This window comes from Enterobacter sp. I4, from assembly GCF_022669095.1.
Taxonomy (GTDB): domain Bacteria; phylum Pseudomonadota; class Gammaproteobacteria; order Enterobacterales; family Enterobacteriaceae; genus Enterobacter; species Enterobacter pasteurii.
Genome location: NZ_JALBUO010000001.1, coordinates 715,970 through 730,886, shown reverse-complemented (window position 1 = coordinate 730,886; position 14,917 = coordinate 715,970). Strand labels below are relative to the sequence as shown.

14 protein-coding genes are annotated in these 14,917 nt (G+C 56.4%); 5 read left to right on the top strand and 9 right to left on the bottom strand.

The annotated features are described in order from the left end of the window. Window positions 1-12: 12 nt before the first annotated feature. The 6 genes from MOQ06_RS03445 to syd form a co-directional block, all read right to left on the bottom strand. Window positions 13-1,353 carry a glucarate dehydratase family protein gene (locus MOQ06_RS03445; protein ID WP_242173204.1) on the bottom strand — a complete coding sequence of 447 codons (1,341 nt, stop codon included), beginning with the start codon at window positions 1,351-1,353 and terminating at the stop codon, window positions 13-15. After that, complete coding sequence (gene gudP, locus MOQ06_RS03440; RefSeq protein WP_148421181.1) at window positions 1,353-2,708, bottom strand: galactarate/glucarate/glycerate transporter GudP; 1,356 nt, start codon at window positions 2,706-2,708, stop codon at window positions 1,353-1,355. Before gudP ends, MOQ06_RS03445 begins: the two co-directional genes overlap by 1 nt. 310 nt (window positions 2,709-3,018) lie before the next feature. Beyond that, on the bottom strand, window positions 3,019-3,468 hold the full coding sequence (locus MOQ06_RS03435; protein ID WP_148421179.1) for a flavodoxin: 450 nt from the start codon (window positions 3,466-3,468) through the stop codon (window positions 3,019-3,021). Window positions 3,469-3,483: 15 nt separating this feature from the next. Further along, window positions 3,484-4,269, bottom strand: a complete 786-nt coding sequence (gene truC / locus MOQ06_RS03430) for a tRNA pseudouridine(65) synthase TruC (RefSeq protein WP_242171044.1) — start codon at window positions 4,267-4,269, stop codon at window positions 3,484-3,486. Next, window positions 4,266-4,595 (bottom strand): YqcC family protein, encoded by a 330-nt coding sequence (locus MOQ06_RS03425; protein WP_148421175.1) that lies wholly within the window; start codon window positions 4,593-4,595, stop codon window positions 4,266-4,268. Before MOQ06_RS03425 ends, truC begins: the two co-directional genes overlap by 4 nt. Window positions 4,596-5,227: 632 nt before the next feature. After that, window positions 5,228-5,773 carry a SecY-interacting protein gene (gene syd, locus MOQ06_RS03420; protein WP_242171032.1) on the bottom strand — a complete coding sequence of 182 codons (546 nt, stop codon included), beginning with the start codon at window positions 5,771-5,773 and terminating at the stop codon, window positions 5,228-5,230. Window positions 5,774-5,842: 69 nt separating this feature from the next. Between syd and queF the strand changes: the two genes are divergently transcribed. The 5 genes from queF (at window position 5,843) to xni (ending at window position 12,258) form a co-directional block, all read left to right on the top strand. Further along, window positions 5,843-6,685 (top strand): NADPH-dependent 7-cyano-7-deazaguanine reductase QueF, encoded by an 843-nt coding sequence (gene queF, locus MOQ06_RS03415; RefSeq protein WP_242171029.1) that lies wholly within the window; start codon window positions 5,843-5,845, stop codon window positions 6,683-6,685. Between the two features lie 116 nt (window positions 6,686-6,801). Then, complete coding sequence (gene ppnN / locus MOQ06_RS03410; protein WP_148421169.1) at window positions 6,802-8,166, top strand: nucleotide 5'-monophosphate nucleosidase PpnN; 1,365 nt, start codon at window positions 6,802-6,804, stop codon at window positions 8,164-8,166. Between the two features lie 504 nt (window positions 8,167-8,670). Next, a complete protein-coding gene (locus MOQ06_RS03405; protein WP_148421167.1) occupies window positions 8,671-9,960 on the top strand; it encodes an HAAAP family serine/threonine permease in 1,290 nt (429 codons plus the stop codon). Between the two features lie 62 nt (window positions 9,961-10,022). Further along, window positions 10,023-11,390 (top strand): L-serine ammonia-lyase, encoded by a 1,368-nt coding sequence (locus MOQ06_RS03400; protein ID WP_148421165.1) that lies wholly within the window; start codon window positions 10,023-10,025, stop codon window positions 11,388-11,390. Between the two features lie 112 nt (window positions 11,391-11,502). Further along, window positions 11,503-12,258 carry a flap endonuclease Xni gene (gene xni / locus MOQ06_RS03395; protein WP_242171025.1) on the top strand — a complete coding sequence of 252 codons (756 nt, stop codon included), beginning with the start codon at window positions 11,503-11,505 and terminating at the stop codon, window positions 12,256-12,258. Window positions 12,259-12,356: 98 nt separating this feature from the next. Here the strand turns inward: xni and rlmM are convergent, their stop codons facing one another. Genes rlmM through gcvA form a run of 3 tightly spaced genes read right to left on the bottom strand, consistent with a single transcriptional unit; the run spans window position 12,357 to window position 14,802 of the window. Further along, a complete protein-coding gene (gene rlmM, locus MOQ06_RS03390; RefSeq protein WP_176609588.1) occupies window positions 12,357-13,457 on the bottom strand; it encodes a 23S rRNA (cytidine(2498)-2'-O)-methyltransferase RlmM in 1,101 nt (366 codons plus the stop codon). Beyond that, window positions 13,450-13,845 carry a DUF423 domain-containing protein gene (locus MOQ06_RS03385; RefSeq protein WP_148421159.1) on the bottom strand — a complete coding sequence of 132 codons (396 nt, stop codon included), beginning with the start codon at window positions 13,843-13,845 and terminating at the stop codon, window positions 13,450-13,452. Before MOQ06_RS03385 ends, rlmM begins: the two co-directional genes overlap by 8 nt. 39 nt (window positions 13,846-13,884) lie before the next feature. Continuing rightward, window positions 13,885-14,802: a glycine cleavage system transcriptional regulator GcvA gene (gene gcvA / locus MOQ06_RS03380; protein ID WP_003862758.1), complete on the bottom strand. Its 918-nt coding sequence runs from the start codon at window positions 14,800-14,802 to the stop codon at window positions 13,885-13,887. Window positions 14,803-14,917: the final 115 nt, after the last annotated feature.

Genomic DNA, 14,917 nt, shown 5'->3' with positions numbered 1-14,917 from the left:
TCGATCCTTTTATCAGTGACGTCCAAAAACAGGGCGCTTACGGTCAAATGTCCAGCCGGGGATAAGGTACTGCATCGGGCCCGCGTCGTTGCGCGCGCCGCCCGGCAGTTTTTTATACGCTTCATGCGCCTGGTGGATCCGATCCCAGTCAGGCTCCACGCCCAGCCCCGGCGCATCCGGTACGGCGATGCTGCCGTTTTTGATTTCAAGCGGATTCCTGGTCAGGCGCGCTTCGCCTTCCTGCCAGATCCAGTGCGTATCAATGGCGGTCGGGTTGCCCGGTGCCGCCGCGCCAACGTGGGTAAACATCGCCAGCGAAATGTCGAAATGGTTATTGGAGTGGCAGCCCCAGGTGAGCCCCCAGTCATCGCACAGCTGCGCCACGCGCACCGCGCCGGAAAGGGTCCAGAAGTGCGGGTCCGCCAGCGGAATGTCCACCGCATTCAGCATCACCGCATGGCCCATTTCGCGCCAGTTGGTGGCGATCATATTGGTCGCGACCGGCAGCCCGGTGGCGCGTCGGAACTCCGCCATCACTTCGCGGCCGGAGAAGCCCTGCTCCGCGCCGCACGGGTCTTCCGCGTAGGTCAGCACGTCGCCCAGCCCTTTACACAGCGCGATGGCTTCATCCAGCAGCCATGCGCCGTTCGGATCGACGGTGATGCGCGCCTCCGGAAAACGCTTTTTCAACGCGCGCACGCTGTCAATCTCCTGCTCGCCCGGCAGCACGCCGCCTTTCAGCTTGAAGTCCTTAAAGCCGTAGCGATCCTGCGCCGCTTCCGCCAGGCGCACTACCGCGTCGGCGGAAAGCGCCTCCTGATGACGCAGGTGATACCACTCGTGGCTGCCCGGCGAGCGCTCCAGATACGGCAGATCGGTTTTCGTCCGGTCGCCAACATAGAACAGATAGCCCAGCACCGTTACCGCATCACGCTGTTTGCCAGGCCCCAGCAGCTCGCAGACCGGCACGTTCAGCGCCTTGCCGAGTAAATCGAGGAGAGCCGCCTCCAGGGCCGCCACCGCGTTAACGCGCAGCTCAAACGTCCAGGCGCCTTTTCCGAAGGTGTCAAAATCCGCCGACTGGTTACCCTTGTGCACTCGCTGAACCACCTTATTCAGGCGGGCGACCTCCTGCCCAACCACCTGCGGGACGGCATCGACCAGCGTCTGGTAAATCACCTCTCCGCCCGGCGCTTCACCCACGCCGGTATTGCCTGCGCTGTCGGTCAGCACCACGATATTACGGGTAAACCAGGCGTTATGCGCGCCCCCAATGTTGAGCAGCATGCTGTCCTGCCCCGCCACCGGGATAACCTTCATCCCGGTGACGACCGGACTTGATTGCGTTGTCATCATCCGCGCTCCACGACAGGTTTGAGTTCGATACGCTTGATGTCGCCCACCAGTACCAGGTAGCTGAGCACCGCTACCAGCGCATGGACACCAACGTAAATCAGCGCGCCATTGAAGGAGCCGGTTGTGCCGACGATGTAGCCGATCGCGATTGGGGTGACAATGCCGGAAATGTTGCCAAACATGTTGAACAGGCCGCCGCTCAGGCCGCTGATCTCTTTCGGCGCGGTATCTGCCATCACCGCCCAGCCCAGCGCGCCAATGCCTTTACCGAAGAAGGCCATCGCCATAAAGCCGATGATCATCCACTCCGCGCTGACGTAGTTGCAGAACACCATGGTCATGGAGAGCAGCATGCCGAGCACGATTGGCGTTTTACGCGCAATATTCAGCGAACCGGTACGGCGCATCAGCCAGTCGGAAATGACCCCGCCGAGCACTCCGCCCACGAAGCCGCAGATGGCCGGAACGGAGGCGACGAAGCCCGCCTTCAGAATCGACATGCCGCGCGCCTGCACCAGGTAAACCGGGAACCAGGTGATGAAGAAGTAGGTCAAGGCGTTGATGCAGTACTGGCCGAGATAGATACCGATCATCATGCGTGTGCCGACGAGCTGTTTGATCTGCGCCCATTTCTGGCTGAACGGAACTTTGGCTTTTTGGGTTTTCTGATCCATGTTGATCAGCGCCCCACCTTCAGCAATGTAGTCCAGCTCCTTCTTGTTTACGCCCGGGTGCTGGTTCGGTTCGTGGATCACTTTCAGCCAGACAAAGCTGATAACGATCCCCAGTCCACCCATGAAGAAGAAGACGTGTGACCAGCCCACCTCGTGCGTCAGCCAGCCCATGATTGGCGCGAAAATAACCGTCGCGAAGTATTGCGCAGAGTTGAAGATGGCTACCGCCGTTCCCCTCTCCTGCGCCGGGAACCAGGCTGCCACAATACGGCTGTTACCGGGGAAGGATGGCGCTTCCGCTAAGCCCACCAGGAAGCGGAGGGTAAACAGCGCAATGATAATGCCGAAGCCGCTAAAGATATCGACGAAGCCCTGCAGCAGGGTAAACATCGACCAGATAAAGATGGACCAGAAGTAGACCCGCTTGGAGCCGAAGCGGTCCAGCAGCCAGCCGCCAGGAATTTGGCCGATAACATAGGCCCATGAAAACGCGGAGAAAACATAACCCATACCAACCGGATCGAGCCCGATATCTTTTGCCATTTCAGAACCGGCAATCGACAGCGTCGCGCGGTCGCCGTAGTTAAAGGATGTGACGATAAACAGCATCACCACTATCCAGTAGCGAGCATTGGTGCGCTTTTCAGCGCTGCTCGCCGCCTGGCTTAATGTACTCATAGTTGCACTCCTGAATCATAGCTTTCGCCTGGTTCATTCTGTACGGCACCTGTAGGGTAATCAGAATGAGAGAGTTGTATTGGATCGTTTTGGTACGGCCTTGAGCCGTTTTATAGTGACGGGAAAAGTATATGAAGGAGTGACGCGTTCTCTCACCGTGCAAAAACACAGTATTAAAGGGTGTGTGAGAGGTTGTTTATGGCATAAGCCCAAGGAAGTGGAAGGTGGTTCACGGAATTGGGGTTTGGGGCGGGCGGTATGGCCGGGTGGCGGCTACGCCTTACCCGGCCTGCGTGTCGTATCGTCAGGGTTATTTCAGCAGGGTTGCCCAGCGTTCAACCCACGGATTTGACTCGCTTTCTGGTTCAGGATGCTCACCGGCATCAATCAGCAACATTTCGCCGACGCGCTGAGCGCTCTGTTCCTGCAACAGCGCGTCGAACTGCTTGCCGCCGCCGCAGAAGTTAGCATAGGAGCTGTCACCCAGCGCGATGATGCCGTAACGCACGTCTGGCTGGTAGCCAAGCCGATCTTTTATCCCCTGGAAAAGCGGCATGATGCTGTCCGGCAGATCGCCCTGCCCCGTGGTAGACGTCACGATGAGGATGTAGTTGTCTTTGTATTTTTCCCAGTCCTCCAGCTGCGGATCTTCATAGACCGTCGCCTTATGGCCCTGATTTGCGAGGATCGCTTCCGCTTCCTCCGCCACCAGCAGCGAGTTGCCGTACATCGTGCCGACAAAAATGCCTACTTCAGCCATGCTTTGCTCCCGTAATTATTGCGCCTGCCGTTCATCCTGAACGTTGCCTGCGGCAAACTCAACCCTTTCATTTTCGGGGAGTTGTCCCAGCCAGCCAAACTGTGACAGCGCCTGCATCCAGACATCGTCCAGCCCCGCGCGGAGAGTCAGCGGTTCGCCGGTGAACGGGTGCGTCAGGCACAGCTCGCTGGCGTGCAGCATCAGCCGGTTACAGCCGAAGTGCTCTGCCGCGCTGCGGTTCTGGCGCAGATCGCCGTGCTTGCTGTCGCCGATGATTGGATGGCGCAGGTGCGCAAGGTGACGACGAAGCTGGTGCTTGCGCCCGGTTTTGGGCAAAAGCTCAACCAGGCTGTAGCGCGTGGTGGGAAATTTACCGGTCGCCACCGGCAGCTCGACGGTCGCCATTCCGCGATAATCGGTCACCGCTGGCTGCGGGCCTTTATCATCACGGGCAAACTTATCGGCGATTTTATCCAGTTCCTCCACCAGCGGATAATCAAGCGTGGCGGCGTCCGTCAGCCAGCCGCGCGCAATGGCGTGGTAGCGTTTCTGGATCTGGTGCTGTTCGAACTGCTGCGCCAGCAGGCGCCCGGCCTCACTGGACAGCCCCATCAGCAGCACGCCGGAGGTTGGCCGGTCCAGACGATGGGCGGTAAAGACGTGCTGACCGATCTGATCGCGCACGGTCTGCATGACCACGACCTTCTCATCGCGATCGAGCCAGCTTCTGTGCACCAGCCAGCCGGACGGCTTATTCACCGCCACGAGCCACTCATCCTGAAACAGGATCTCAAGCGTCATGCATCGTCACCGGCGAAAAGCGCATCCAGCTTTTCCAGCTCCGCCAGCATCACTGCGCGCGCCGGGTGGGTCGCTTCCAGCGCCATTTCGTAATAAGGGGAGACGGCAAACGACTGTGGCAACGCGTGGCCACCTTCCAGCAGCGCGTGCATGCGCGGAAGTAATACCCACTGGAGCCACTCGAACGGGGCCAGGGTATCCAGACAAAACGGCTGGGTGCTGGCGAACGCTTCCGGCTGCGGCGCGTTATCCTGCCACAGCTGATGCTGGCGCATAAGGGCTTCGATGGCGTGCAGCTGTGCACGAACGCTATCGTGATGCGTCATAGTAACCTCAACTGAAAAACGGAATGGCGCGAAGCATAGCATTGCGGAAGTCAGAAATAAAAAAAGGGAGCACTGTAAAAACAGTGCTCCCGGTTCGTTTCGCAGCAATCCAGCTACAATACGTGCTCCCTGCTCATCCGTGACAACTTTTCCTGATGCCCGAAGGCCTGGTCATCCGTTTACCTTTTGCATCCTGCACACATCATCCTGACGTGTATGTTTCATCCTGAAACGTCCTGGCCATCCTGACCCACCGATCATCCTGACCGGCTCTCGTTCTCCTTCCTGGAGGTGTCCCTTACGCATCCTGCGTGCTCCACTTCGCTTCATCCTGAAGCCTTCCTGCGGCGTCATCCTGACGTGTTCCTGTTAAGAAACGCCATCATCCTGATGTTCGTTTCTCGTGTCGGCGTCCTGTCGACAGAGATAGAATCCGCTATTCTGCTTCGTCTTACAACCCACCCTGTAAGCAATGTAAGCCAGACGAAACGGGGGATATCGGTTAAGAAAAGCGCTAACCTGTTGAAACCGAAGTTAATATTATTCTGAAATCCCTAAGACAATACTAATTGTTTCGGCGATGTCTCACAGAGCGTGTAAGAGATCTCTCACACACACAGTAGCATCATGGATTACAGAAGCGGCTCAAGTCGGTTAAGGAAATCCGCAAGGGAAGGCGCGAGAACATCGCGATTGCGGGTGCCGAGCGTCTCTTTAATGACCTCGCCAGACAGATTGCAGACGGAAATAACGTCCAGTTCACTGTCGAGCGTCGCAATAAAAAGAGTCGGAGAGAGCTTAAGGCGTTTTTGCGTGACCAGGTGACCGATGAGGTTTTCCTGAACGCGCTGGAGATCGTCCTCGCTCCAGGTTTGCAGCAGCGTCAGCGGCTGCTCAGCAAAGCATGCGCTCATATCCCCGGCAAGCTGCGTGGTATAAAACGCATGAAGCGCAGGTTGTATCACAATGTCCATGGCGCGTTCAACCGCCTTTACGTTCTGCTCGCCGGTAAACGGTTTCGGCTGCCAGATAACATAATCATCCTGTGAAGAGATAATGCACGGTGACGGCACGCCATGCAGTTCGTTACTTTGCGGCCACGTCCCCTGCTTTTCATGCCAGGCATCGCAATAGCGGGTCGTGAAGGTTGTCAGGGCATTTGCAGTTTCGATATCCACCGATTTCTCTCTTCTTGTAAGACAGGATAAACTCAGCCCTTAAGTGTACCTGTAAAGTGGCTATGAAACATGTCTTACGAAAATCATCAGGCGTTAACGGGCTTAACGCTGGGTAAATCGACCGATTACCGCGACACCTACGACGCAAGCCTGCTTCAGGGCGTGCCGCGCAGCCTGAACCGCGATCCGCTCGGACTGCACGCGGACGCGCTGCCGTTTGTCGGCGGCGACATCTGGACGCTGTATGAACTCTCCTGGCTGAACGCGCGCGGTCTGCCGCAGGTCGCCGTGGGCCACGTTGAGCTGGACTACGCCAGCGTGAACCTGGTCGAGTCGAAAAGCTTTAAGCTCTATCTCAACAGCTTCAACCAGACCCGATTCAACAGCTGGGACGACGTTCAGCAGACCCTTGAGCGGGATTTACGCGCCTGCGCGCAGGGGGACGTGTCCGTCTCGTTATACCGTCTGCATGAACTGGAGGGGCAGCCCATCGCCCATTTCCACGGTACCTGCATCGACGACCAGGATATTGAGATTGAGAGCTACGAATTCAGCGCCGACTACCTCGAAAACGCGGCGAGCGGAAAGATCGTGGAAGAGACGCTGGTCAGCCATCTGCTGAAGTCCAACTGCCTTATCACCCACCAGCCGGACTGGGGCTCCGTTCAGATTCAGTATCGCGGCCCGAAAATTGACCGGGAAAAGCTGCTGCGTTACCTGGTGTCGTTCCGCCATCACAACGAGTTTCACGAGCAGTGCGTGGAGCGTATCTTTAACGATATTCAGCGTTTCTGCCGGCCAGAAAAGCTCAGCGTGTACGCCCGCTATACCCGCCGCGGCGGTCTGGATATTAACCCGTGGCGCACCAATACCGATTTTGTGCCTGCTACCGGACGGCTGGTGCGTCAGTAAGATAAATATTTTCACAATATGCGGGCGGTATTCCGCCCGAAGTGTTGTGAAACGTCATAAGCCAGGGCTATTGTAATCAACAGGGAAAGACGATAATCGTCCCATAAGGAGCTCACTTGATTACACATATTAGCCCGCTTGGCTCTATGGATATGTTGTCGCAGCTGGAAGTGGACATGCTTAAACGCACCGCCAGTAGCGACCTTTATCAACTGTTTCGCAACTGTTCACTTGCCGTACTGAACTCCGGAAGCCTGACCGACAACAGTAAAGAGCTGCTGTCCCGCTTCGAAAGTTTTGATATCAACGTGCTGCGCCGCGAGCGCGGCGTGAAGCTTGAGGTCATTAACCCGCCGGAAGAGGCGTTTGTTGACGGGCGTATTATTCGCTCCCTTCAGGCCAACCTGTTTGCCGTGCTGCGCGACATCCTGTTTGTTAACGGGCAGATCAGCAACGCCGGTCGTTTCCAGCATCTCGACCTGGAAAGCTCCGTTCATATCACCAACCTGGTCTTCTCCATTCTGCGTAACGCCCGCGCCCTGCACGTTGGCGAAGCGCCGAACATGGTCGTCTGCTGGGGTGGTCACTCCATTAACGAAACCGAATACCTGTACGCCCGCCGCGTGGGTAATCAGCTCGGCCTGCGCGAGCTGAACATCTGTACCGGCTGCGGTCCGGGAGCGATGGAAGCCCCCATGAAAGGTGCCGCGGTAGGCCATGCTCAGCAGCGCTATAAAGAGGGGCGTTTTATCGGCATGACCGAACCGTCCATCATCGCAGCGGAGCCACCTAACCCGCTGGTTAACGAACTGATTATCATGCCGGATATCGAAAAACGCCTTGAGGCGTTTGTCCGTATCGCTCACGGCATCATCATCTTCCCGGGCGGCGTCGGTACGGCGGAAGAGCTGCTTTACCTGCTGGGGATCCTGATGAACCCGGCCAATAAGGATCAGGTTCTGCCGCTGATCCTGACCGGGCCGAAAGAGAGCGCCGACTACTTCCGCGTGCTGGACGAGTTTATCGTTCATACGCTGGGGGAAGACGCGCGCCGTCACTATCGCATTATCATCGACGATGCCGCAGAAGTGGCGCGCCAGATGAAAAAAGCGATGCCGCTGGTGAAAGAAAACCGTCGTGATACCGGGGATGCCTACAGCTTTAACTGGTCCATCCGTATCGCACCGGACCTGCAAATCCCCTTCGAGCCGTCGCATGAGAACATGGCGAACCTGAAGCTCTACCCGGATCAGCCGGTAGAAGTACTGGCTGCCGACCTGCGTCGCGCCTTCTCGGGCATCGTGGCGGGCAACGTTAAAGAGGTTGGGATCCGCGCGATTGAGGAGTTCGGGCCGTATAAGATCCACGGTGACCCGGAGATGATGCGCCGCATGGATGACATGCTGCAGGGCTTTGTGGCTCAGCACCGCATGAAGCTTCCGGGCTCTGCCTATATTCCGTGTTACGAAATCATCAAGTAACCCGTTTGCACCTTCCCCTCAGGCCGGATTGTTATCCGGCTTTTTTATTAGTGATGCAATTCATATACATCTTTAATGCTATTAACAAATCTACCGCCAACGCAAACGATTACGTGGTTTTTGAAACCATAAATAATTAGCCTTAATCAAAATTACCTGCCAGAAAATCCTAAAAACCCATTTCTTTTCAGCGAAAGACACCTATCTCGCGGGACAGCCTTTTCGAAAACATGTCGTTAATGGTAGCCTTCGCGCCCGTAAATCCTCTTTGACGTTTTTTTAACAGATAAATGGACTAAATATGCCCACTTCATAAGTGGATTATTGCATTTGGGATCGCGATCACTGATAGATTCATAACTAGAATGTATCTTTCCGCCCGCCAATAGTTACGGGCAAAAATTATTAAAAAACCGTCACTGAACGAATTTCATATTACCGTCAGGCACTTTTTCATCGGATTTGACTAAAAACCTGACAATTTGCTTCCTCCAGGAGATACAGATGGAAACCACTCAAACCAGCACCGTTGCTTCGATTGAATCCCGAAGCGGTTGGCGCAAAACGGATACCATGTGGATGCTTGGCCTTTACGGCACGGCAATCGGCGCTGGTGTACTGTTCCTTCCTATCAACGCGGGTGTCGGCGGTCTGATTCCGCTGATCATCATGGCCATCATCGCCTTCCCGATGACCTTCTTTGCACACCGCGGTCTGACCCGCTTCGTGCTGTCCGGTAAAAACCCGGGCGAAGACATCACTGAAGTCGTTGAAGAACACTTCGGCGTTGGCGCAGGTAAGCTGATTACCCTGCTCTACTTCTTCGCGATTTACCCCATTCTGCTGGTTTATAGCGTGGCTATTACCAACACCGTTGAAAGCTTCATGATGCACCAGCTGCAGATGACCCCGCCGCCGCGCGCGATCCTGTCCCTGATCCTGATTGTCGGTATGATGACCATCGTCCGCTTCGGCGAGCAGATGATCGTGAAAGCGATGAGCGTGCTGGTGTTCCCGTTTGTTGCTGCCCTGATGCTGCTGGCGCTGTACCTGATCCCACAGTGGAACGGCGCGGCGCTGGAAACGCTGTCCCTGAGCAGCGCATCCGCGACCGGTAACGGCCTGCTGCTGACCCTGTGGCTGGCAATCCCGGTAATGGTGTTCTCCTTCAACCACTCGCCAATCATCTCCTCCTTCGCGGTTGCGAAGCGTGAAGAGTACGGCAATGGCGCAGAGAAGAAGTGCTCCAGCATCCTGGCTCGCGCCCACATTATGATGGTACTGACCGTGATGTTCTTCGTGTTCAGCTGCGTGCTGAGCCTCTCCCCGGCAGACCTGGCGGCGGCGAAAGAGCAGAACATCTCTATTCTGTCTTACCTGGCAAACCACTTTAACGCACCGCTGATTGCGTGGATGGCGCCTATTATCGCGATTATCGCTATCACCAAATCCTTCCTGGGCCACTATCTGGGCGCACGTGAAGGCTTCAACGGTATGGTGATTAAATCTCTGCGCGGTAAAGGCAAGAGCATTGAAATCAACCGACTGAACAAAATCACTGCGCTGTTCATGCTGGTGACCACCTGGGCAGTAGCCACCCTGAACCCAAGCATTCTGGGTATGATTGAAACCTTGGGCGGCCCGATTATCGCGATGATTCTGTTCCTGATGCCGATGTACGCGATTCAGAAAGTGCCTGCGATGCGTAAATATAGCGGCCATATCAGCAACGTGTTCGTTGTTGTGATGGGTCTGATTGCCATCTCCGCCATTTTCTACTCGCTGTTCAGCTAAGACCTCCTGCGCCGTCCTCGGGCGGCGCACTCCTCCCCTCTGACTGAAGCAATGGACGCATCATGATTAGCGTATTCGATATCTTCAAAATCGGTATTGGTCCTTCCAGCTCTCACACCGTCGGGCCAATGAAAGCCGGTAAACAATTCACGGATGACTTGATTGCACGCGGCATTTTGCACGACATTACCCGCGTGGTTGTCGATGTATACGGTTCCCTTTCCCTGACCGGTAAAGGCCACCATACCGATATTGCCATTATCATGGGGCTGGCGGGAAACCTGCCGGATACCGTTGATATAGATGCAATACCTGGCTTTATCCAGGACGTGAACACCCACGGTCGTTTGCTGCTGGCGAACGGCGAACACGAGGTTGAATTCCCGGTTGACCACTGCATGAATTTCCATGCGGACAACCTGTCGCTGCACGAAAACGGTATGCGTATTACCGCGCTGGTCGGCGATAAAGCGGTTTACAGCCAGACGTATTACTCCATCGGCGGCGGCTTTATCGTTGACGAAGACCATTTTGGTCAAACCAACAGTTCCGCCGTCGACGTGCCGTACCCGTACAAAAACGCGGCCGATTTACAGCGTCACTGCCGGGAGACGGGCCTTTCCCTCTCCGGCCTGATGATGAAAAACGAGCTGGCCCTGCACAGCAAAGAGGAGCTGGAACAGCACTTCGCTAACGTCTGGGAGGTGATGCGCAGCGGTATCGAACGCGGGATCACCACCGAAGGCGTGCTGCCGGGCAAGCTGCGCGTACCGCGTCGAGCGGCCGCGCTGCGCCGCATGCTGGTCAGCACCGACAAAACCACCACCGACCCGATGGCCGTCGTTGACTGGATCAACATGTTTGCGCTGGCGGTGAACGAAGAGAACGCCGCGGGTGGCCGCGTGGTCACCGCGCCAACCAACGGCGCGTGCGGTATCGTTCCGGCGGTGCTGGCGTATTACGACAAGTTCATTCGTGAAGTAAACGCAAACTCACTGGCGCGCTATATGCTGGTGGCCAGTGCGATTGGCTCACTGTACAAGATGAACGCCTCCATTTCCGGCGCGGAAGTGGGCTGTCAGGGTGAAGTGGGCGTAGCCTGCTCTATGGCGGCGGCGGGGCTGGCAGAACTGCTGGGCGCAAGCCCTGCGCAGGTGTGCATTGCGGCGGAAATCGGCATGGAACATAACCTGGGGCTGACCTGTGACCCGGTCGGCGGACAGGTACAGGTGCCGTGCATCGAGCGTAACGCTATCGCCTCTGTGAAAGCGGTCAACGCGGCCCGTATGGCGCTGCGCCGCACCAGCGAGCCGCGCGTCTGCCTCGACAAGGTTATCGAAACCATGTACGAAACCGGTAAGGACATGAACGCCAAATACCGCGAAACCTCCCGCGGCGGCCTGGCGATGAAGATCGTTACCTGCGACTAAGCCGCTCTGGAAGCCTCGTTTTGCGAGGCTTCTTCCTCTTTTCCCCGCTGCGAATAGTTTCCCTCTCCTGACAATGTTACCCTTCACCCATTAGACAGAAGGGAGATTATCTGTGGCCGTTCATTTGCTTATCGTCGATGCACTTAACCTGATTCGCCGCATCCATGCGGTCCAGGGCACCCCCTGCAAGGACACCTGTTTACACGCGCTGGAACAGCTTATCCGCCATAGCGAACCCACCCATGCCGTTGCCGTATTCGACGACGAGGCCCGCAATACCGGCTGGCGGCACCAGCGCCTGCCGGACTACAAGGCCGGACGCGCCCCCATGCCGGGCGATCTCCACGCTGAAATGCCCGTTATTCGCGCGGCCTTTGAGCAGCGCGGCGTGCCGTGCTGGGGCGCGCACGGCAACGAAGCTGACGATTTAGCCGCAACGCTGGCGGTCAAAATCGCGAGCGCCGGGCATCAGGCCACTATCGTTTCAACCGATAAAGGCTACTGCCAGCTGCTCTCTCCGACAATCCGCATCCGCGACTACTTTCAGAAGCGCTGGCTGGACGCGCCGTTTATTGCCGGTGAGTTTGGCGTCTCGCCTGAGCAGCTGCCGGATTACTGGGGGCTAGCAGGCATCAGCAGCTCTAAGGTTCCGGGTGTTGCCGGTATTGGGCCAAAGAGCGCCGCGCAGCTGCTGACGGATTTTCAGAGTCTGGAAGGGATTTACGCCAGGCTGGATGAGGTGCCGGAAAAATGGCGCAAGAAGCTGGAGGCGCATAAAGAGATGGCGTTTACCTGCCGGGATGTGGCGACGCTGCAGACGGATTTACGGCTGGACGGGAATTTGCAGCAGTTAAGGTTAGAGCGGTAATGTACTACCTCTCCCCAAAGGGGTGAGGAGGAAGAGACTGCACCAAGGAATCCCCTCTCCCCTTTGGGGAGAGGGTTAGGGTGAGGGGTGAGCTGAAGCTATCGCTCGTCGCGACGCCCACCCACAGCGGCCCACCAGCGACGAATGTGTACCGTCACCTCTTCGCGGTCGTGATAAAGCTGACGCGCCTGGATCTCGACGTTAATGCCGTGCTCATCCATCTGCTCCTGGATGTAGGCCAGGTTCTGGGAAACCTCTTCGTAGCGCTTTTTCATTGGCAGCTTGAGGTTGAAAATCGTCTCACGACACCAGCCGTTTACCAGCCAGGAGGCCATCAGCGCCGCCACTTTCGCCGGTTTCTCTACCATGTCGCACACCATCCAGGAGATGTTGTTGCGGTTCGGGCGATAGCGGAAACCGTCCTCACGCAGCCAGGTCACCTGTCCGGTATCCATCAGGCTTTGCGCCATCGGGCCGTTGTCCACGGACGACACCCACATGTTGCGTTTTACCAGCTGATAGGTCCAGCCGCCGGGGCACGCTCCCAGATCGACCGCGTACATGCCGTTTGCCAGGCGCTCGTCCCACTCATCCGCCGGGATAAAGACGTGGAACGCCTCTTCCAGCTTCAGGGTTGAACGGCTCGGCGCATCCGCCGGGAAGCGCAAACGCGGGATCCCCATAAAGAACGGCGAGTTATTGGTGGTATAGGAGTAACCGGCATAGCAGCAGCCTGGTGCAATAAAGAATATATGCACAACCGGACGCTTTGGCGTTTCGTAGTTCGTCAGCACGCCCGCATCACGCAGCGCTGCGCGCAGCGGCACGGTGAACTTACGGCAGAACTTCATCAGCTCTTTGCTTTCGTTGGTGTCGGCCACCTCAACGCGCAAATCGCCGCCCTTCTCCACCACGCCCTGTAACATGCCCACAATCGGCGTGATGCGGTCTTCCGGCGGAAGATCCTTCAGCAGCTCGCCGGCAACGAACATCTGGCGGGCGAAGATCAGCGAGCTGAACGGCAGCTCACGCGCCAGCCTGTCGGCATCATCAGGCTGATAGCATTCAAATACCACGTAGCCCGCGTTCTCTTTGACGCGAGCAAATCCGAAGACTTCACGCTTCGCCGCTTTATCGGTGATTTCCGCGGCGCACTCTTTCTCAAACCCCGGGCGACAATATAAAACAACCTTATTCATGAACAACGCCCTTGCGTTTCAGACGGATGGCTCCGATAAACATTAATACCCAACCCGCCAGGAAGCTAAAGCCGCCGACGGGTGTAACAAACGCCCACAGGCGTAAATGCGACAGCGCCAGACAGTAGAGGCTGCCGCTGAACAGTACGGTACCCAGCGCCAGGAAGACGCTGCTCCAGTAAAACCAGATGCTGATGCGGCGCTGCATCGCCACCGCCAGCCCAAAAATCGCCAGCGTGTGGAACGCCTGATACTCAAGGCCGGTCTGGATCCAGCCCATCTCCACAACGCCCAAAGACTTGCTTAACACATGCGCGCCAAACGCGCCCAGAGCTACAAAAATAAAGCCACTCACCGCGGCGAAAATCAGCATGAATCGGCTGGTCATGTTTATGTCCTGAAGTGATGCGTGCCCGGCACACAAAAGTTATTGTTCATACCTGAAGCGGAATTTTTCTTGCTCGCTTGCCGCTTTCGCCAGTATCCACTGCCGGAAAGCGGCTATTTTACCCAGTTCTGCCTGACTGTCATGACAAACCAGATAAAACGCATTCTTGCTGACCAGAACATCATTAAATGGGCAAACCAGTCGGCCTGCCTCAATTTCGGACTGCGCCATGACGTTATTGGCCAGCGCCACGCCCTGCCCGTGAATGGCAGCCTGTAACACCATCGCACTGTGGCTAAAGATGGGCCCCTGCTGCACGTTTATATGGTTAAGACCTAATTGGCGGGTATAAGTTTGCCAGTCACGGCGCGAAGCATCGTGCAAAAGCGTATGTTGCGCCAGATCGGCGGGCGTTTTAAGCGCTTTATCGCCCGTCAGCAGCAGCGGCGAGCAGACCGGCAGCAGATATTCTGCGTATAATTTCTCCACGCGCAAGCCCGGCCAGTTACCGCGACCGTAAAAAATTGCCACGTCTACATCATCCGCCAGCTTGTCTTCCTGACGGTCGACAGCCTGGATCCTTACGTCGATTCCCGGATAAGTTGAGTTAAAGCTTGAGAGCCTCGGCACCAGCCACTGAATGGCAAAACTGGGCAATAAACTGACGGTCAGCGCCCCTTTTGCACTTCGGGCCTGCAGTTTGCGAGTGGCTTCCGTAAGCTGGGAAAAAATCTCTTTAATATCCTGAAAATAGCTCTGTCCCTCTTCGGTCAACAGCAACGATCGGTTGCGGCGACGGAACAGCTTCAGGCCCAGAAAATCCTCCAGAGACTTGATTTGATGACTTACTGCGGCCTGCGTCACAAAAAGCTCATCGGCTGCGCGGGTGAAGCTAAGGTGACGTGCTGCTGCATCAAAAACACGTAATGCATTAAGGGGTGGCAATCGCTTGGACATGGTTATCTGGCTTAGATGTTAACGAGATTTAACATATAGGAAACAACGTTTAACCTATTAGTTTTTTTTATCTGAGCCATTATAATTTGTCCGTTGAGGAACTACCAGCAAATAC